Annotated in this window: 23 protein-coding genes; 16 read left to right on the top strand and 7 right to left on the bottom strand. The window is 34.1% G+C overall.

Going from position 1 to position 17805, the window contains the following annotated elements; translation table 11 throughout:
- Positions 1 to 74 precede the first annotated feature (74 nt).
- Together MKX72_RS08325 and MKX72_RS08330 are read left to right on the top strand one after the other, a co-directional pair.
- Entirely contained in the window at positions 75 to 512 is a 438-nt protein-coding gene (locus tag MKX72_RS08325; RefSeq protein WP_033578553.1) for an NUDIX hydrolase, read from the top strand.
- A 94-nt stretch (positions 513 to 606) separates the two neighbouring features.
- Positions 607 to 990 carry a YkvA family protein gene (locus MKX72_RS08330; RefSeq protein WP_028413889.1) on the top strand — a complete coding sequence of 128 codons (384 nt, stop codon included), beginning with the start codon at positions 607 to 609 and terminating at the stop codon, positions 988 to 990.
- A 349-nt stretch (positions 991 to 1339) separates the two neighbouring features.
- On the opposite strand, the gene MKX72_RS08335 is transcribed toward MKX72_RS08330, so the two are convergent.
- Complete coding sequence (locus MKX72_RS08335; RefSeq protein ID WP_155008568.1) at positions 1340 to 1837, bottom strand: DUF2062 domain-containing protein; 498 nt, start codon at positions 1835 to 1837, stop codon at positions 1340 to 1342.
- Between the two features lie 311 nt (positions 1838 to 2148).
- Here MKX72_RS08335 and MKX72_RS08340 point away from each other — a divergent pair, with 311 nt between their 5' ends.
- Positions 2149 to 3060: a C40 family peptidase gene (locus tag MKX72_RS08340; RefSeq protein WP_028413887.1), complete on the top strand. Its 912-nt coding sequence runs from the start codon at positions 2149 to 2151 to the stop codon at positions 3058 to 3060.
- 126 nt (positions 3061 to 3186) lie between these two features.
- Here MKX72_RS08340 and MKX72_RS08345 read toward each other — a convergent pair whose 3' ends face one another.
- Positions 3187 to 3408 (bottom strand): FtsW/RodA/SpoVE family cell cycle protein, encoded by a 222-nt coding sequence (locus MKX72_RS08345; RefSeq protein ID WP_154991774.1) that lies wholly within the window; start codon positions 3406 to 3408, stop codon positions 3187 to 3189.
- Positions 3409 to 3568: 160 nt separating this feature from the next.
- Here MKX72_RS08345 and MKX72_RS08350 point away from each other — a divergent pair, with 160 nt between their 5' ends.
- Positions 3569 to 4165, top strand: a complete 597-nt coding sequence (locus tag MKX72_RS08350; protein WP_028413886.1) for a YdcF family protein — start codon at positions 3569 to 3571, stop codon at positions 4163 to 4165.
- 110 nt (positions 4166 to 4275) lie between these two features.
- Here the strand turns inward: MKX72_RS08350 and MKX72_RS08355 are convergent, their stop codons facing one another.
- Complete coding sequence (locus MKX72_RS08355; RefSeq protein WP_155008566.1) at positions 4276 to 4890, bottom strand: DUF998 domain-containing protein; 615 nt, start codon at positions 4888 to 4890, stop codon at positions 4276 to 4278.
- Between the two features lie 260 nt (positions 4891 to 5150).
- Positions 5151 to 5585: a diguanylate cyclase gene (locus MKX72_RS08360; protein WP_115653503.1), complete on the bottom strand. Its 435-nt coding sequence runs from the start codon at positions 5583 to 5585 to the stop codon at positions 5151 to 5153.
- A 96-nt stretch (positions 5586 to 5681) separates the two neighbouring features.
- Here MKX72_RS08360 and MKX72_RS08365 point away from each other — a divergent pair, with 96 nt between their 5' ends.
- Entirely contained in the window at positions 5682 to 6185 is a 504-nt protein-coding gene (locus tag MKX72_RS08365; protein ID WP_115653504.1) for a DinB family protein, read from the top strand.
- 96 nt (positions 6186 to 6281) lie between these two features.
- On the opposite strand, the gene MKX72_RS08370 is transcribed toward MKX72_RS08365, so the two are convergent.
- Positions 6282 to 6818, bottom strand: coding sequence for a GNAT family N-acetyltransferase (locus MKX72_RS08370; protein ID WP_155008564.1), 537 nt, complete (start codon positions 6816 to 6818; stop codon positions 6282 to 6284).
- Between the two features lie 264 nt (positions 6819 to 7082).
- On the opposite strand from MKX72_RS08370, the gene MKX72_RS08375 reads away from it, so the two are divergent.
- The 9 genes from MKX72_RS08375 (at position 7083) to MKX72_RS08415 (ending at position 14195) form a co-directional block, all read left to right on the top strand.
- The gene (locus MKX72_RS08375; protein WP_155008562.1) at positions 7083 to 7388 is read left to right on the top strand and encodes a hypothetical protein; all 306 of its coding nucleotides are present in this window, start codon (positions 7083 to 7085) and stop codon (positions 7386 to 7388) included.
- Between the two features lie 707 nt (positions 7389 to 8095).
- Positions 8096 to 9277: an Alp7A family actin-like protein gene (locus MKX72_RS08380; RefSeq protein WP_014460729.1), complete on the top strand. Its 1182-nt coding sequence runs from the start codon at positions 8096 to 8098 to the stop codon at positions 9275 to 9277.
- A gap of 17 nt (positions 9278 to 9294) precedes the next feature.
- The gene (locus tag MKX72_RS08385) at positions 9295 to 9672 is read left to right on the top strand and encodes a hypothetical protein (RefSeq protein ID WP_033578561.1); all 378 of its coding nucleotides are present in this window, start codon (positions 9295 to 9297) and stop codon (positions 9670 to 9672) included.
- Positions 9673 to 10012: 340 nt separating this feature from the next.
- Positions 10013 to 10588, top strand: coding sequence for a hypothetical protein (locus MKX72_RS08390; RefSeq protein ID WP_115653507.1), 576 nt, complete (start codon positions 10013 to 10015; stop codon positions 10586 to 10588).
- Between the two features lie 402 nt (positions 10589 to 10990).
- On the top strand, positions 10991 to 11914 hold the full coding sequence (locus MKX72_RS08395) for a LysR family transcriptional regulator (RefSeq protein WP_186808544.1): 924 nt from the start codon (positions 10991 to 10993) through the stop codon (positions 11912 to 11914).
- Between the two features lie 165 nt (positions 11915 to 12079).
- Complete coding sequence (locus tag MKX72_RS08400; protein ID WP_155008558.1) at positions 12080 to 12769, top strand: alpha/beta fold hydrolase; 690 nt, start codon at positions 12080 to 12082, stop codon at positions 12767 to 12769.
- Between the two features lie 249 nt (positions 12770 to 13018).
- Complete coding sequence (locus MKX72_RS08405; RefSeq protein WP_033578563.1) at positions 13019 to 13249, top strand: hypothetical protein; 231 nt, start codon at positions 13019 to 13021, stop codon at positions 13247 to 13249.
- Between the two features lie 98 nt (positions 13250 to 13347).
- Positions 13348 to 13617 (top strand): hypothetical protein, encoded by a 270-nt coding sequence (locus tag MKX72_RS08410; protein ID WP_033578564.1) that lies wholly within the window; start codon positions 13348 to 13350, stop codon positions 13615 to 13617.
- Positions 13618 to 13781: 164 nt separating this feature from the next.
- On the top strand, positions 13782 to 14195 hold the full coding sequence (locus tag MKX72_RS08415) for a YjdF family protein (protein ID WP_033578565.1): 414 nt from the start codon (positions 13782 to 13784) through the stop codon (positions 14193 to 14195).
- Positions 14196 to 14236: 41 nt separating this feature from the next.
- On the opposite strand, the gene MKX72_RS08420 is transcribed toward MKX72_RS08415, so the two are convergent.
- Positions 14237 to 14824 (bottom strand): DUF4825 domain-containing protein, encoded by a 588-nt coding sequence (locus MKX72_RS08420; protein ID WP_155008556.1) that lies wholly within the window; start codon positions 14822 to 14824, stop codon positions 14237 to 14239.
- Between the two features lie 231 nt (positions 14825 to 15055).
- The gene (locus tag MKX72_RS08425; protein ID WP_033578567.1) at positions 15056 to 15895 is read right to left on the bottom strand and encodes an alpha/beta fold hydrolase; all 840 of its coding nucleotides are present in this window, start codon (positions 15893 to 15895) and stop codon (positions 15056 to 15058) included.
- A gap of 188 nt (positions 15896 to 16083) precedes the next feature.
- Here MKX72_RS08425 and MKX72_RS08430 point away from each other — a divergent pair, with 188 nt between their 5' ends.
- Positions 16084 to 16824 (top strand): class I SAM-dependent methyltransferase, encoded by a 741-nt coding sequence (locus MKX72_RS08430; protein WP_033578568.1) that lies wholly within the window; start codon positions 16084 to 16086, stop codon positions 16822 to 16824.
- A gap of 138 nt (positions 16825 to 16962) precedes the next feature.
- Entirely contained in the window at positions 16963 to 17739 is a 777-nt protein-coding gene (locus MKX72_RS08435) for an SDR family oxidoreductase (RefSeq protein ID WP_033578569.1), read from the top strand.
- Positions 17740 to 17805 lie beyond the last annotated feature (66 nt).

A 17805-nucleotide genomic window follows, 5' to 3' on the forward strand; every position in this document is an offset into this window, starting at 1 on the left:
TTTTTTTGAATTAAAGAAGTTCGTTAAAAAAAAGAGATATTTTCAATTAGTCTCCATTAAAGGAGGAAGGGAATATGAAGGAAACCCCCACTATAACAAAAGTTATGGCTTACATAACTAGATTCAATGAGCCCTATACAGAGTTACTAGTTTGCGAACATAGAGATTATCCAGAAGCAGGAGTTCAAGTTCCAGCCGGTACTGTAGAAGAAGGAGAAACAATTGAAGAAGCTTTATATAGGGAGGTCAAAGAAGAATCTGGATTAATGGAGTTTTTATCCGTCACAAAATTGAAAACATATGTTTATCATCATGAAGGTAAAAATCAATATCATGAACGACATGTTTTTCATTTAGAAGTTCAAAAAGAAACGGCAGAACGGTGGGAATATAAGGTGAATTCTGAAGGGGAAGATGCAGGATTAATCTTTTTCTATTATTGGGTTCCTGTTGGAGCTGTTCCTAAACTAGCTGCAAATCAAGATGACTGCATTAATCAGTTATTCGTATAGTTTTGAATTTACTCATAAAAGAAACATGCATTTAAACAAAAAATAAAACCGATTTTCATATTATATTAAACCGTCCATAAGGAGAATAGGAAACATGCTTAACCAATTAAAGTTGTGGGCTAAAAAGTTAAAAAAGCAGCTATTTATCTTATACTTAGCTTATAAAGATAACCGAGTATCTTGGTATACCAAAGTATTTACTGCTTGTGTGGTTGCATATGCCTTCAGTCCAATCGATTTAATTCCTGATTTTATACCGGTTTTAGGCTATATTGACGATATAATCATTGTTCCTTTAGGAATTATGCTTGCTTTAAAGATGATACCTAAAAATGTAATAGAGGACTGCACAATAAAAGCAGAAGAGCTCATTCAAAATGAAAAACCTAAAAATTGGGTTGTGGGTTCAATTATTATCATAGTATGGCTACTTATTTTTACGTGGAGCTGTTTTACTGTTTTTAAGTTTTTAAACTGAATGTACTCTTACAAAGAAAAAAATATATTAGGTTTACTATCGATCGTTATGATAAAAAATGGTAAATGATATATACAATTGAAAGGAGTACATTAGAACACATGCAGCAAATTGATATTCAAGAAAAAAATAGACAGAACTCTCTTTCAATGTATTTTCTCCATATTTATCTTAAAACAGAAACAAAGATTGTACCTTAGCCCATAATTGATAACCATAGGTATCAATTATGGGCTAATTTACCTCTATGCCTTTTGAAGAAATGTTCGTTAATGGTTATATTTTTATATAAATTAGATTGATTTACAATTAGAAATAAAGGTTGAAATCAAGCTAATAATCCATTTGTTTAGTACGGTTTTTTTACTATCCACTTTTTAGAGATGTAGTGTAAGAGAAAGCCTCTGTACTGATTTATAATATAGTAGCTAGCAATATAGAGTATACTTCTAAATAAGAAGCTGTTAAGAATCATGCCTGTTAAAAAATTCTTTCCTACTTTTGCTCCTAGTTCTAGTCGATTATCTAAATCTTCATCTGTATTCTGAAGTAAAGTTTGATCAAGATCGATTGGGAATATATATCCTCCAACTACTGTATTCAAGTAAAACATCAACGGAAAGGCCCACATAAAAAACATTCCACCAATGAGTCCTGCTATGCTGTTTCCTTTACATAATTTAGCTAAACCTACGGATAGTATAAGGCCAAATCCAAAGGTAGGAACAAAGTTCACAACAGAACCTAGACTAAAACCTAGCGCAACTTTATGTGAATGATCTTTTAATCGTAATAGTTTAATAAGTAAGTATTTAAATCGGCGCTTCAAACCCGCTATTTTGCTCACATTATTCCCCCTATCCTTTACCATACAGCCTCTATTTTTCTTTTTTATGTTCACAATTATAAAAAGGTGCTTTATTGTATGAAAGATTTAGCGGTATATACGTAAAACAGTAAGGTCAAAGAATAGTAACTTTAACCATTATAAGTATATTTATACTTTATATGACAAAACAAATAATTACCTCCTAATAAATCAAGTGATTTTTAGAATTGTCACGAAAAATTCACAAATAGGTTGTTTCTTTTCTATTTCTCCCTGCTAAAATTTTATAGTCAAGAACAAGAAAAATATAACATCGGGGGATATACTTAGTGAAAAAGATAATTTCTTCATTAGCTTTATGCTCATCATTGATTGTTTTACCAACAATAAGCCATGCAGCTTTAGGGGACAAGCTATTAAAAGAAGGGATGACAGATCCAGACGTAAAAGAATTACAGGATGTTTTAAGACAGAAGGGCATATTTTCAGCTACTTCGACTGCCTATTTTGGTTCAATTACAAAAGATTCAGTTCTAAGCTTTCAGCGTTCTCATAGTTTAACCGCTGATGGAATGGTGGGACCTAATACATATCAAGCGTTAATAGCTAATTCAACAAGTGCGGTTACAAGCAGTACACTTCTGAAATATGGAATGACTAGTAATGAAGTTGAAAAAGTACAGCAGCTGTTAAAGGAAAAAGGTTACTTTAACGCCACACCAACAGGCTATTTTGGCACAATTACTCAAACTGCCGTTATGAATTTCCAACGGGATCATGGCTTAGCTGTGGATGGAATAGTAGGTCCAGCTACTTTAAATGCCTTAAATAACGCATCTACTAGCGCCACTGGTTCTTCAACTGTTAATAGTTCAACGCAAGCGACAGCTAGTGATATTGTGGCTTATTCTAAAAAATTCATAGGGGTGCCATATGTTTGGGGCGGAACTTCTCCAAATGGTTTCGATTGCAGTGGTTTCATTTATTATGTATTTAAAAATGGAGGTGGAGTAACTGTACCGCGAACAGTAGCCACCTTGTATCAGTCAGGAAAAAGTACATCTACTCCGAATATTGGAGATATCGTATTCTTCGATACTACTGGAGGTCCTTCACACGCTGGAATTTATATTGGAAACGGGCAGTTTATTCATGCTGGAAGTTCAACTGGTGTAACTATTGCATCGTTAAGCAATTCTTACTGGGCACCTCGTTATTTAGGAAGTAAATCTATCCTCTAATAGATTACTAGTAAAAAACACAGCAATTCTAAGCAGCTGCTTGATTATTATTTATGTAAATAAAGTAAAAAGTCCTGATATATAGTCAGGACTTTTTATTATAGCCACCAGTTAGCCATTCAAACGTTAAACATTCCTTATATAAGCTTGTTCCATTGAGTGGCTTTGATAGGTTTGAGTGTATGTGGTAAACATCGAAACATTGGTAAGTATTCCTGCAGCAAGCATTAACAATGTCAGCGAAGAACCTCCAAAGCTTATAAAAGGTAGGGGGACACCGGTAATAGGAAGAAGACCCGTGACAGCTCCAAGGTTTACAAATACTTGAACAGCTATCACAACGAAAATATTTAGAAAGAATGTTTGTTAAAGTTTTACCTTCTAACTTTTATATAAAAGCTGTGATTACTTGCAGCGCGCAAAATTTTTTTGAAGATTACCTTTTTATTTTTATGAATATTGAGCTTTATGATACGATATGAAGTGAACTTTTTAAATGAGGGTCTATATGCAAAAAATTAAAGGTAAAAGAGTAAAGATCAGTATATTCATGCTGGGATTAGGGATGATTTTTTTCCTGTTTGCCGGGAAAGAGCTTGTAGTGAACGAAAAGCCTGTAAAATCTGACGTGATTATTGTGTTAAGTGGTGATAATGATCGACTGGAGAAAGGAATTGAATTATATAAAAAAGGATATGCGTCTCATTTGATCCTTTCGAATGGTCAAGAGAATAATTTTTATCATCAAGCCAAAGACTCTGGAATACCTGAGGATTCAATTATATTAGAAAATCACGCTACAAGTACTACGGAAAATGCTAAATTTACAAAAAAGCTAATGATGAACTATCACTTTCAATCTGCTATCGTTGTTTCTTCAAACTATCATATGAAAAGGGTAGAAAAAAACTTTAATAAAGAATTTGAGGATACCCAAATACAATTAACCTATTGTTCTAGTGGAAGTCGTTATTATAATCCACAGAGATGGTGGGAAACTGCTTTAAATAGAAAAGTTACTTACACAGAATACGTCAAACTTATTGGCAATTATTTTGGTTTTAGCGGAAAGAAATCTAAAGAATTATTAAGAGAATTTATTTAACAAAATAGCAAAAAGTCCATAGGGAATGCCTCTATGGACTTTTTGCTATTTGAAATTCCGGCTAGTTTAACATAGTCTTGTAAGCTCATATGAAACGGAATGATAATGGATTATTTGTTTAACATAAAGGAAAGCACGGTGCCCCATATAAAGATTACTAAATAGAATAACCTTTGCAGCAGACCGGTAGGCATAGGAACAAAAAATACAAGCAAAATGAGTATAAGGATGACTAGTAAGGACACTAAGCACCCATAAGTCCAATACTTGCCGCTTGTTAAAGATGATGCATATATCCAAAGACCAGCTAAAACAGTAACCATACCAAGCTGAGCGAATATTGAATGCCAAAATAAATGTATATCAGCCGGTATAAAGCCTGAAACAATATTGCCTAACGCTAATATAAGGATAAACACTGTTGCTAGTTGGGTTATTGTTGTTTTCTTTAGGTTCTGTGAAATATAAAAAACACCAATTGAAAGTGTTAATCCGTTTACAATAAACAATACGTTCATCCAAAAATGGTGAGGAGAGCAAATTTCATGAGGTGCAATTGAATAGGTGTAGTTTCCACAAGAAGTTACACCAAGATCACTCATTGCGTGATGTAAAAAACTGTAGGGAGCAGTTGAAGTCAAAATAAAGAAAGGTTCAACTAAAAAATACAAGCAAGTAGCAAACCAGCTTAAAATGCCAACCTTTTTTGATATATACAGAATCATCACCTCTTAAAAAGTGTTATATACGAATTGTATATCCAAATAATGCTAAATAAAACGGTCTTGAAGTCTATTTTTATGTAGGGCTTGAGGTTGATGCGAGGAAGGAGGACTAATTCTTTAAACTTGAAGGTGCTTAGGAAAAGCCCTCTTTACTAATGTTTTGTAGCGGTAAAGGGGTCCAAAAGCTGCTTAATTAGAAATGAATAACTGCTGATTGTGCACCCATACGTAAAGTTAATGTATTCCAAACGGGGTGAGATTCAAGACATTTTCTCTAGAATTTTATAATCTGAGGTTTTTTTAATATCTACATCATATTCATGTGCAAACCTTTCTAATTCCTTAAAAACATTTGGTGGATTAAATAATGCTATTCGCATATTCCACCCGTTTTCTACTTTTACTACTGCTAATTTTGTTTTCCAACTTAACCGTTTAAATACAATTCTTTTAATGTCCATTGGTTTAACTGTTTTTGCATATACTTTAAACCATAATATATATGTTCTATAGGTTAAAGTATCTTTGTCTATTTGAAATTCATATCTGAGGAACAGGGAAAGAAACGAACAAAGGATAGCCAAAAGAAGTAAAAAGGCAAGTGCTTTATATTGAATTGCTTGAATGAATAATAAAGCATACAAAAGTAATAAAGCAAACATGATAGTTTTTTGAGCGGTAGCTTTAAATAACATAGAATCTCCTTTCTTTAGTAAATAAGCCAACTTGTTTTTTCTATGATATTATTTAAGTGTTAATTTAGATTAGATTTATATTGGGAGGTCTTTTACATGTATAATACCATTTCAGATTTTATCAAAGAATGGAACAGCGAAGCCATGCTAACTCAAAAAGTGTTGGATAGCTTGACAGATGATTCGTTGAAGCAACAGGTTTATCCTGAAGGGCGTACGCTAGGTAGAATTGCTTGGCATTTTACAACAAATATTCCAGATTATCTAACTGAGTTTGGATTAAGCATAGAGAGAATTGAAAGTACAGCAAGCGTTCCATCTTCTGCACAGGAAATTGCTATAACTTTCAAAAATGTAAGTTCTCATGCTGCTAAAATTATTGAACAGCAATGGACAGACGAAGCTTTAAGTCATACACAAGAAGCGTTTGGAAGACAGCAATCAAATGCGGCAATCTTAATGGGACTAATCAAACATATTGTTCATCACCGAGGTCAGATCACAGTTCTTATGCGTCAAGCAGGACTAAAACCTGCTGGAGTTTATGGACCTCCAAAAGAAGATTGGGTTCATTTAGGTGTAGAAAATCCACCGCTTTAATAATATCAAATAAATAAAAGAGAGGCTGTCCATAGAAAATACTATAAAATTTCTTCCGGACAGCCTCTACGTAAAACCTAATTAATCAGTTTGTGCTTACTCTGAAAAAGCTTTTGAGTACTGCACAACGCCTTGCACATTTTTTAGTGATCCCTCTGTTAACTCTAAGGCCATAAAGAATTCTTCAGGTATGTCAAATGGAGCATAAATATTCCATAAGCTAGCTGGTTTAAATCCAAACTTTGGATAGTAATCTTTATGCCCTAAAACGATTACTGAATGATAACCAAGCTCTTTTGCCCGCTTTAACGCAGCGTGAATTAATTGACTTCCAACTCCTTGTTTCTGATACTGAGGAAAAACGGAAATTGGAGCAAGTGCTAAAGAAACGGTAGCGTTATCACCATTTATAATTGTTATTTTAGATAGAAGAATATGGCCTATAATATCTGCTGCATTCTGATTTAATGCGACTAGTGAAAGTTCAGGAATAAATTCATCTGACTTCCTAATTCGTTTCACAAGTAAATGTTCTTTCTTATCGCTGTATTCTTCATTTAAAAAGGCGCTTTTCACAACTTTTTCAGTTTTATTATATTCTTCAGTGAGTTCTTGTTTAATTAAGATATCCATTTAGAGTCTCCTATCAACTTGCTAAATTACCGCTTTTTATACTCCATAAATGGGGCTTCCTTTATGCACACATTCATTAAGGAAGCTTACTCACCCAGCTCTAAGCATAAGTTTAACAAACAAAAACCTCCAAAATTAGTATGTATATATTTTACAGTGTTGTATTTTGTGAGTCCACCTTTAATACATAATATTTGTTTATTGATTATGGTAAAATGTACTATATATGTTAAATTAAAGTATGTAAAGAAGGTGTAATGTCTGGTGTTGAAATTATTATTTATAAGTCTAGTAAGCTGTTTAATCATTTATATTGGGAAACGTGTATGGAAAAAAGGTAGTACTAATTTTATTGCTGGATATGGAAAGATATTTACACCTAAGGATGAAAAGAAGCTCGCTAAAGGAATTGGGCTTATTATTATGCTGTTTGGCTTTGAAACTATAATAATTCCCATTCTTTCTTTATTTTTTGAAGGGCTTGGCTTTTATTATGGATTGCTGATTGCATTAAACTTCTTCATTATATTGGGACTTATGATAAAGGACCAGGTGCAGGGAGAAGCCTAAAGGGGGAGAAAACGATTAAAAAAAATATCCGGCTTATGATCGGTTTAATCAGCACTATTATCCTGTGTTTCTATGGAGTAAGAGGTTTGTTCGTATATAAAACAACGCCGTTTTCTTCTTACCTCTTTGCGGTAGGTGGAGCTATTTCTATCATTGCTCTTATCTGGGAATTAAAAAGGAACAGAGAATTATATTATAGTTAAAGACAAAGATCATAAAAGTCAATTAATGAAAAAGGTAGTTCAAAAAAGGTGAGTGTTATCTAATATTGTCAAACAAGATTTTAAGTCTCTTAACGAATATAAATATTATCTTGATACATTCCGCTTTTCCACCAGGAGTATTTGTCTTACCCTTCAATCAACTCCTAGAAAGACCTAAACAAATGAAGTCTGCGTTTAGCTTAATAAAAAAACAAACTACTAATCGAAAATCTTGATCAATAGTTCGTTTTTTACTTCATCTAAAATACTTTTGTCTCAACCTCTTTTTTCACCAGAATCTCTACTTCCGACTTTCTTATTCCCGAAAAAGAACTTTCCTGACACTGTTTTTCTAACCCCGAAATAAGTTCAACTAGATAAAAAAATTGTTGATATGTGTAAGTTTTTGATGATAAATCAGTTGAACTGAAGGATTGAAAATCTACCTTTTCTTTTGTATAATAAGTTCAACAGAAGTTCAACTAAAAAAAGAGGTGTATAGAGATGAAAATTTCACGTTTTAATAAAGACTGTGGGAACTCAGTCGATATGAATATCATAGATGGATATCTATTTGATTTCCAAACCAACGTAGTAGAACTCCAAAAAGAAGCTGCTGATTCATTCTTCACAGATGCTGTTACAGCACCAGAGGAATTTAAAAAGCGTATCTTATTATCTACAACCATTGGAGAGGAAGAAAAAGAACGTTATTTCTTAGTGGGTGACATTGCCGCCAGCCAACAATTAGCAAACAATCATATCAATCGTTTACATAATAAAATTACAAGTCATATTCCATACGTAACATTTTTAGCTGCCGTTGCATACTACCACGCGTTACATACAAAAGATCAAAAGGACAACAACATCCAGATTGACTATTTCTCTACAATGTTACCAATTTGGTTACTAAAAAAAGAAAGTACGTTTGGTGAAGCGCAAAAGGCTATGGCAAATCGCTTTGTAGGTGATCACACTTTTTACATCCATACCCCAGGATTTGAAAAAGAATTAAAAGTATCTGTGGAAGAAAGTGTTTGTTTAAAAGAAGGTGAAATCGCACGTTTTGCGTTAAAGAAAGACCTAACGCTTCAAGACCGTGAAGATGCTAATGAATATGTGGAATGTGAAACCGTAATGATCGATATCGGTGGAGGATCCATTGATGTTGTAATCTTACCTGAAGGGTTGAAGGCTGCGAACAGTCGTGAATCGTTCCAAAGTATCGAGGGTATTCCCTACTTAGCACATATCGATAAGTTACGAAAAGAGAAATTCCCAGAGTTGTTTACCGATTTACGCGCTTTTGATCAATTTATTTTAGATAACTACAGCAAACAAAAGTTTGAACTAAAAAATGAAAACACAGGTGAATCCATTGATTTAACAGCTCAAATCAAATCTTCTCTAAGAGATTATGTAGAGATCTTACTAGCTAAGTTAAATGATGTCGCCCCACCACCAGCAAATAAAATCCGAAAATATGTATATAGTGGCGGTGTCGCTCCTACACTAGAAGTAGCGATTATGAATAGCATGCGTGAAAAAATTGGCGAAGAACGCACAGAGAAATATCATAAAGTGCCTGAGGATAGCCGTCACTTAAATTTATTCGGCTTAGAAATCCGAAGCATGGGGTACCTTCAAAAGAAACAAGCCGAGAAGAAAGCCGTTAAATCCTAACAGCGCAGGTGATAACCATGTCAGAGCGTCAAAACGCCTTTACGATTAAAACTAACCAGTTGAGTGATGAAGTCTATGATATACTTGCAAAATATGCAAAGTCTCGAAAATTAGGGGACTATATTTCATCTCTAATTGTTCGTGACCTTCATAGTACATCTTCCAATCAAGTAGAAGCAGGACACAGAACAGAAGAACTTCTTGAACATATCAATTCCGAACTACGGGAATTAAAGAAATTAGCTCAGTCCAACGGGTTTGTGAGTAAACAAGAGGAGACAGAAGAGAAGCCTTCAGAAAGCCACCAAACCTTCAAAGAAGGTAAGGTTGCAGATCTAGAGCAATTATCCGGGTCATTAGATGATGATGATTTAGAGGAATATAACGATTTTTAATTTAAAAAGCTATTGGTATGTGGGACGAGACTGTCCCACATACTAGTAGCTTTTTTTGTTTTCAATATGTCTATTCGTTTTTGATACATTATCATATGTACAAAAAACGTGTTAAAACTAAAAAAAGGGAGGAAACAGTTTATTTATGGATAATAATAATTAGCACGAGTACTTTTATTTATTCTAAATTTGCTTTGTCTCAAGAACATCAATAATTAAGTTTAGGTATTCTAAATACCATGTCGAAGCTCAATCACACCATGAAGTGTTATATAGAAGGAATCAGCACAATCATGTACTAGTAAACAAACATGATATGTGAATAGGTAGGGGGATAAATATGAAAAAGTTCTATCTTGGTTTTTCCGTTATTTGTTTGTTGTTTATCATTACTGCTTGTTCAAAAACGGAATATGTAAACAATGTTGATTACTTAAAATTACAAAAAGCAGAGGTAACGTTAACAGATGATAAAAAAATCGTTGGGGAAATGATAGTACCTGATAAAAAGAATAAAAGTAAACGTATCGTTCCAACGGAGTTACACTATACATTCACGATGGAAAATAAGTCTAATAATATTATGGCTCTCTCTGATCCTGTTAAAACAAACATTCGCATAGAACCAGATAAGGAGTTAATATCAGCTGTAAAAGAAGCAATTGGTTCAAATATTTATAAGATGGATAACAATAAGTTAGGGGTTGGCATGAGTATAGGAGAAATTCCATCTAAAGGAACAAGTAAATTTACTCTTAATTATACGTTAGGAGCAAAGGAAAAAAATAATGAATTACCTCTTTTGCCAACTGAAGAAAAACTAAAAAAGCTACAAGCTAATGCATTAAAAGGCACACTCATTATCTCCCAAGATGACAAGGACATTGCGGAGTTTAGGTTGGATTCAAAAGAATAAACATGACTATAAATTTATTAGATTAATAGCTTGCTAACTCTGAAGGTATTCAGAATTAGCGGGCTATTGTTTTTACATTGAAACGCTTGTATGTGAATTTGATTTATATAGCTTTTTTAATCAACATATAATTGATTTGCTCTAATTATTTAGTCACGATAAGCGCTCGAATAATTTCATTCCAGTAGTATTTGAAATCTTTTTTACTCGTATCTTTTTGTGTTAAACTCATCGATTCCTTTGTATTTTCTTTTTTTATATTCATTATGATTTCCCCTTATCACTTTGTATTTAGTATGTTGTGGTTTGATTTACCATATTTTATAATGAAATTAACGATCGTTACAGATGAACATTCCGATTGAATCAATCGGAATATCCGATTGCATAGAGGTGAGGGAAATGGAAATAAAACAACTGATTACATTTAAAACAGCTGCAGAAAATTTAAATTTTACATATACGGCTAAAATTTTGAATTTTGCTCAATCAAGCGTTACCGCACAAATAAGAGCTCTTGAAAATGAACTTGAAACGCCTTTATTTGAACGTCTTGGGAAACGCTTGGTTTTAACAGAGGCAGGTAGAGAATTTAAAAGATACGCAGATAAAATGATTCAATTGACTAAGGAAGCAAAAAACGCTGTAAGTGGAGTGGAGGAGCCTTCGGGTACGCTTATTATTGGATCTTCTGAAAGCCAGTGTACCTATAGATTACCTCCCATATTAAAAGAGTTTAAGGATCAATTTCCTAAGGTTAAAATGATTTTTAAACCTATTTACTCTCAAGAACAAACAAGAGCGCAGCTACTAGACGGCACTCTTGATATCGCCTTTACAATGGAGCCTATTCAGCATCATGATGCAAATCTACATACACAATGTCTTGTTGCAGAAGACTTAAAAATTATTGCTTCGCCTCAGCATCCTTTAGCTGATAAAACGGATATCTACTTAGAAGAGCTTGAAAATGAGACTCTCTTGTATACCGAATCAGGTTGTTCATATCGCGTAGTGTTGGAAAACTTGTTTCGTGAGGCGGGTATTTGTACATCCACTAAATTTGAATTTGCAAGTGTGGAAGCTATTAAGCAATGTGTGATGTTGGATTTAGGTATTGCGATATTGCCTGAAGTAGTGGTAAAAGGAGAGCTTGAGAAAGGAATATTAAAAGAATTGGCTTGTACTAAAGTGGATACGACCCTTTATACACAAATGTTTTGGCATAAAGATAAATTTATGTCTCTTCCTTTACAATCGTTTATTCAATTGGCTTGCAGTACTTTTGGTTTAAATTATATAGGTACCGAAAGTGAAAAACTCTAGGTACATTATGCCGACTAAAGAATTACACAGGATACATAAAATAATCTGATATCTTTCCCAATAAGATAAGAGGTGAAGGAAATCTTCATTCCTTCACTAATATATAGATGAACATTAATAAACTAGATTTTAATTGGTGAAATCTGAGTTAGGAGTTGATCTAATTTGAAAATGCGAGTAAATCAAATTAAACTAAATGGTTTAACATTTCAATATCGAGAGGCGGGCGAAGCTTCAGCACCTGTCATTGTTGCACTTCACGCTTTAGGAATGAGTGCAGAATCGTGGGACGAAGTAGCGGCTGCATTAGGAAAGGAATATCGGTTTTTAGCTTTAGATCAAAGAGGACACGGTGGAAGCGAGAAAGCTGGCACGTATACGTTTGAACTTATGTGTGATGACTTGCTTCAGTTTGTAAATGCGCTGAAATTAGAGCGCTTTACGTTAATGGGTCACTCTATGGGTGGCACCGTCTCCTACCTTTTTTCCGAGACATTTCCATCAAGGGTAAAACGGTTAATTGTTGAAGATACACCTCCACCTTTTACAGGAGAGAAGTTCGAAATTCCTTCTAAACCTCCTGGCTCTCTACCATTTGACTGGGAGGTTGTACCTTCAATTCTTCAACAGTTGAACAACCCGAATCCTAAATGGTGGGGAAGTCTTACAGAGATAATTGCACCTACTTTCATCATAGGAGGAGGATCTAGCCATATCCCTCAAGATAAGTTGCAGGAAGTTTCTAAACGTATTCCAGATTGCAAGTTAGTGACGATAGAAGGAGCTGGACATGAGGTGCATACAGAGAATTTATCAGCGTTCTTAATTGCTGTTAAAAATTTCCTTGATTCGTGACTTTCTGGATTTCTTATTTAATTTGAAAGTTTGGTTAAGTAAATAACATGGTAAAAGTTATTAAACTTTTATAGAAAGGGAGACTATACGTTAGTCTCCTTTTTAATCTGTAAATATGTTAATATATAGATTATATGTAATAAAATTCATGATAAAATATTTTTTATGAAAGATAAATAAATGCCTTTTAATAGTAATAGGGAATGCTATAACTCATTAAATGAGCATGTTTGAAAGGAGGGGAATTTCTTGTTGAAATTTATAGAAAAAGGTTTTTTCTATGGCCTTATTTTAGGAGGATCATTAGGTTTCTTTGTGATTCCATATAAAGAAGTTGAATCAGTCGGTGATGGTGTAACAGAAACAACCTATTTAAAACTTATTGATTTTATTATTCATCTCATTCGTTTTAGTGTAGTTATAGCTACACTTGGAGCGGTAGTAGGTTTCTTTCTTTATAGAAAAAAGAGTTTGGAGTGATTCACCCAAGCTTTTTCCTACTGGTGATTAAACACATTATGGAAGCTGCTAATTAAATGGTGACATATAAACATTTATCTAGTTCGTGGAGGACCAAATTGAAAAAACGTTTTAGTCAATATTCACTGTGGTTATCGTTGCTTGGGACGGTTGTTGGTGTTGGCCAGTATTTTACACCCATACATAGCCCCGACATTTTGTATGTATGTATTACTGTTTATTTGATAGGATTCTCATGTGGAATAATAGCTTTTGGAAAACAAGAAGAGGGGTTGATGAAATATTTTAGTTTAATCTCTTTTGCAGTAATCCCAATATTTATTATGGCGAGCTTTGTATTTTTTGCAATGAATTTTGGTGAAAAATAAAAGATGGTAGTTATAATAAATATTTTCATGTTAAAATTTGTATGTGGGATGTAAAAACACAATTCGGTTGGTAGTCCGGATGCATTGATATGTATCAATGTCAGTAACCTTCCCCTCCTCGGGATGTCCATCATTTCATAGTATGTTTAGAGGAGGGAATCGTTATGTCATTAACGATTTACCATGATGGTCAGTTTTGGATAGGAATTATTGAAGTTGTAGAAGGCGGTAAATTAAAAGCATTTCGTTATGTATTTGGAGCAGAACCAAAAGATACAGAGATATTAGACTTTATTCATCACAAATTGTTAAATCTGATTAATCAATCGATTCATTCAGGTCTTGATGTGAAAATAAAATCTAATAAAAAGGTCAACCCAAAACGTTTACAGCGCCAAGTAGCAAAAGAAGTAAATAAAATTGGTATTTCTACTAAAGCTCAAGAGGCTATGAAACAAGAGTACGAAGAAAAGAAAAAAAGTAGAAAAAAGAAATCTAAGCAATACCGTGAAGAACTAAAGGAACAAAAATACTTGATGAAGAAACTAAAGGCGAAAGCTAAGCACAAAGGTAAATAGAGTACGAATAAAGAGCCTTATTTACGGCTCTTTATTTGTTGTTATTCCTTTACTATCGGAACATTCTTAAAAAATTTTTCTCGAATAGCTGCCGATTTAACTGTTTTATTTATCTTTTCTTTATTATCATCTATAAATTGCTGTGCTTTTTCTTTATCAAATAATTTATTACTATCCGGTAAAGTTTTAATGTTGCCAGAAATAAACTGTTCCATTTCTTCTCTAGATACTGAGAATTTTTGATTGTCTACTTTAAAACTGTAACCTTGAGCATTAGGCACTAATATTGCTAAATAAATAGCATTGTAAAGAAAGTTTTTCTCCAATGTATTCTTACCGTCAAACCAATATTTTAACGTTTCATCTTCAGATAAAGAGCCCTCTTTAGTACCATAAATTATTTTTGGTGTTTTATTATGTAAATCGATTTCTTTAAACGTTTCTCCTCCAGGCAATGCTCTTACGATAGCTGAAACGTTAGAATTATCTCCGACATAAGTTCCGCTATGCTCTTTAAGCTTTTGTACATCAACAGTGTTAATACTTGTGACTTCTTCTTTTGAAGAACAGCCGGCTATGCCTACAAGGAGTAATAAGATTAAACAAAAAAGCACCTTAAAATATTTCATAAAAACCTCCATTTTCTTACTTTAATACCCTTATGTGGATATTTCATGAATTATTAGTGTATCGTAAATAGGCTGTCTTGAAAAGGTGTAGGTCCTTTTGTACAAAATACCCTTTGCTATAGAAAACGTTTTTGTCAACTGCTAGTAGAAGAAAGGAATTTTGAAATATGAAAAGACCCCAAAGCTTTCTTGAAAAAGCGCTTTGAAGTCTTCATTTCTCTTTTTTTACTTTTAAGAGCTAATCCCTACAATTGCTTCGATAATTTGGTCCCAGTCCTCACTATGAACTTCATGTCCTGTACCCTCAAGAGCTATTAATTTAGCATGAGAAATAGCTTTTGCAAGAGCAAGTCCATGTTCATAAGGAAGTGCCGGATCTTTTGTTCCATGAATAATCAGCGTAGGTGTGCTAATTTCACTCAATCTGTCATAATATTGGCCTCCTCCTTGAAGTAAAGCATGATTAAATCTACTCGGCAACTGTTTGGCGCGGGCAGCTTCTCTTTTTGCTAGCTTATACATCCTTTCCTCTTCATAAGGTTTTGTTCCACTTAACGTTTTCCATCCACCTGCAAGATAGGGAACGGTTTCCTCATGTTTTGACCAGTCTATGGAAGTGCTTTTTGTATGATAATCAAGTATGCGCTGATCCATTGGAGGCAATTTTTCCGCCTCCGTTCCAAAAACGCTTGATGCAATTAAAGTAAGAGAGTCTATGCGTTTTGGATATCTAAGAGCAAGAATCTGACCTATCATCCCGCCCAACGACATTCCAACAATATGAGCTTTTTCTATAGAATAAGCATCTAAAACGCCAATTGCATCATCAGCCATATCCGTTATTGTATAGTTAGAAGTACCCGGCGGATAAGTGGTAGATTGGCCTAAATCACGATGGTCGTAACGAATAACAAATCTCTCCCTTTCAGCGAGGCGAAGACAGAAGTCTTCATCCCACCAATCTAACGAGGACATTGCTCCCATTATTAAAAGTACAGCAGGATTTTCGGGGTTTCCAAAGCTTTCTGTGCAAATCTCTACGTTATCTATCTTTAGTATTTGTTCATTCATTTGTGTACCTCCTTTTAAGTGTTAGAAAAATGAAAAGTAGCCCTTTATTCACTTCTCTAAAATGAGAATATTTCCTTTTTGAATTTTATTTAGGGAATCGATTGTTCCGTCTGTTACCTTATTGACTAGAATAGAGCAGGAAAGTTGAATGCACGTATGGAAAACTACTTATGTGAGGTGAAATAAGAATGGATGATTACTATGGAGAGCTTTGCACAAGGTTATACGAAGTTGATAAATCCGTTGCAAAGAGAAAAGAGCTGGAGTTTTATCTTTCCTTTGTAAAAGACCAAAATATGAAAGTATTAGAACCGATGTGCGGGAGCGGTAGAATGCTTATTCCATTTATGCAAAACGGAATTGATATTGAAGGGTTCGATATTTCTAAAGAAATGCTTGAAGCATGTGTAGAAAAGGCTGAAAGAATAAGCATTAAACCAAATGTATGGTACCAAGATATCGAGAATTTTCAAAATAGTAAAAAGTATGATCTTATTATAATACCCTTTGGCTCTTTTTCGCTGTTAGCTGATGATATTGTCACTAAAAGTCTTCAAAATATGAAAGCAGTTTTAAAAGACGGCGGAAAAATACTTTTAACGATTATAAAGAAAAAAAGTGAAATTGAAGAACTAGTAGATTGGACTGAAACAAATAGAGTATCTTTTAATAAAGAAATCATCGTCGTTTACAAAAAAAGCTTCTACGATAGAAAAGCGAGCTCTTTGAATACTAAGATAAAATATGAGCTACTTCAAGGAAATCAGACAAAAAAGGTGGAGATAATGGATTTCCCTCTTCGACTTTATGGCTCAGAAGAATTTGAACGTATCCTTAGCTCTAATGGATTTAACAATCTTACTGTTCATGAAGTAAAAGATGGCTACGGAGAAGGCATGTCATTCTCTGTCTATGAGTGCAGAATATAGACATTGTAATACCATTTAAACTTTGATTACCTTTTTCATTCATTACAACTTGATAGATTAATATACATATACAGGATTGCTGAAATCGTGTGCTATTGGTGAGCATATAAATTCAGCGTTCCCATGAGGAGATGCTTTATGAAGCGATTAATAAATAAAATTGCGATTGTTACTGGTGCTAGTCGGGCAAAAGGTATTGGTACTGAAATATGCAGGGAGTTAGCTAAAGAAGGCGCAGATATTTTTTTCACTCATTGGTCAAATTATGATCGTTTAATGGATTATTGTAATGAGGATGATTTTAATTGGTCGAAGCATCTGATTGAGGAGATACGCAGTCTGGGAGTACGATGTGAATCGATGGAATTGGATTTATCACAGCCCGATGCATCAAGAAAACTGCTTGATACAGTTCAAACCAAACTGGGTTCTCCATCAATCCTTGTAAATAATGCAACACATTCTGTAGACGTAGATTTTCGTTCGATAGATGCTGATGTTCTCGACGCTCATTATAACGTGAATGTTAGAGGAACATGTCTTTTAACTGTTGAGTTTGCACGTCTAATCGAAGGCAAGCATGGCGGTCGAATTATTAATATGGTATCAGGTCAAGATAAGTCACCTGAGCCTGGCAATTTGGCTTATGTTGCCACCAAAGGTGCCGTTTCTACATTTACTAAATCAGTTGCTATTGAATTAGCACCTCTTAAAATTACTGTTAATGCTGTAGATCCTGGACCAACTAATACTGGGTGGATGAGCAGTAAGTTGAAGGAAGATTTACTGCCGAAGTTCCCAATGGGTCGACTTGGTGAGCCCCGGGATGCCGCAAAATTAGTTGTTTTTTTAGCAAGCGAAGAAGCAGAATGGATTACCGGACAAATTATCCACTCAGACGGTGGCTTTTGGTGATTTAACATAGTAGCGGTCTCCCGCTTTTTTAGCGGATTTTTGTATGAAATAAGCAGTCAAAAAGAT

The organism is Priestia sp. FSL R5-0597 (genome assembly GCF_038006305.1).
In the GTDB taxonomy this organism is placed as follows: domain Bacteria; phylum Bacillota; class Bacilli; order Bacillales; family Bacillaceae_H; genus Priestia; species Priestia zanthoxyli.

Coding starts and splice junctions, on each gene's coding strand:
- MKX72_RS08325 (WP_033578553.1), top strand. CDS start 75: ATGAAGGAAACCCCCACTATAACAAAAGTTATGGCTTACATAACTAGA.
- MKX72_RS08330 (WP_028413889.1), top strand. CDS start 607: ATGCTTAACCAATTAAAGTTGTGGGCTAAAAAGTTAAAAAAGCAGCTA.
- MKX72_RS08350 (WP_028413886.1), top strand. CDS start 3,569: ATGCAAAAAATTAAAGGTAAAAGAGTAAAGATCAGTATATTCATGCTG.
- MKX72_RS08355 (WP_155008566.1), bottom strand. CDS start 4,890: ATGATTCTGTATATATCAAAAAAGGTTGGCATTTTAAGCTGGTTTGCT.
- MKX72_RS08360 (WP_115653503.1), bottom strand. CDS start 5,585: ATGTTATTTAAAGCTACCGCTCAAAAAACTATCATGTTTGCTTTATTA.
- MKX72_RS08365 (WP_115653504.1), top strand. CDS start 5,682: ATGTATAATACCATTTCAGATTTTATCAAAGAATGGAACAGCGAAGCC.
- MKX72_RS08370 (WP_155008564.1), bottom strand. CDS start 6,818: ATGGATATCTTAATTAAACAAGAACTCACTGAAGAATATAATAAAACT.
- MKX72_RS08380 (WP_014460729.1), top strand. CDS start 8,096: ATGAAAATTTCACGTTTTAATAAAGACTGTGGGAACTCAGTCGATATG.
- MKX72_RS08385 (WP_033578561.1), top strand. CDS start 9,295: ATGTCAGAGCGTCAAAACGCCTTTACGATTAAAACTAACCAGTTGAGT.
- MKX72_RS08390 (WP_115653507.1), top strand. CDS start 10,013: ATGAAAAAGTTCTATCTTGGTTTTTCCGTTATTTGTTTGTTGTTTATC.
- MKX72_RS08395 (WP_186808544.1), top strand. CDS start 10,991: ATGGAAATAAAACAACTGATTACATTTAAAACAGCTGCAGAAAATTTA.
- MKX72_RS08415 (WP_033578565.1), top strand. CDS start 13,782: ATGTCATTAACGATTTACCATGATGGTCAGTTTTGGATAGGAATTATT.
- MKX72_RS08420 (WP_155008556.1), bottom strand. CDS start 14,824: ATGAAATATTTTAAGGTGCTTTTTTGTTTAATCTTATTACTCCTTGTA.
- MKX72_RS08425 (WP_033578567.1), bottom strand. CDS start 15,895: ATGAATGAACAAATACTAAAGATAGATAACGTAGAGATTTGCACAGAA.
- MKX72_RS08430 (WP_033578568.1), top strand. CDS start 16,084: ATGGATGATTACTATGGAGAGCTTTGCACAAGGTTATACGAAGTTGAT.
- MKX72_RS08435 (WP_033578569.1), top strand. CDS start 16,963: ATGAAGCGATTAATAAATAAAATTGCGATTGTTACTGGTGCTAGTCGG.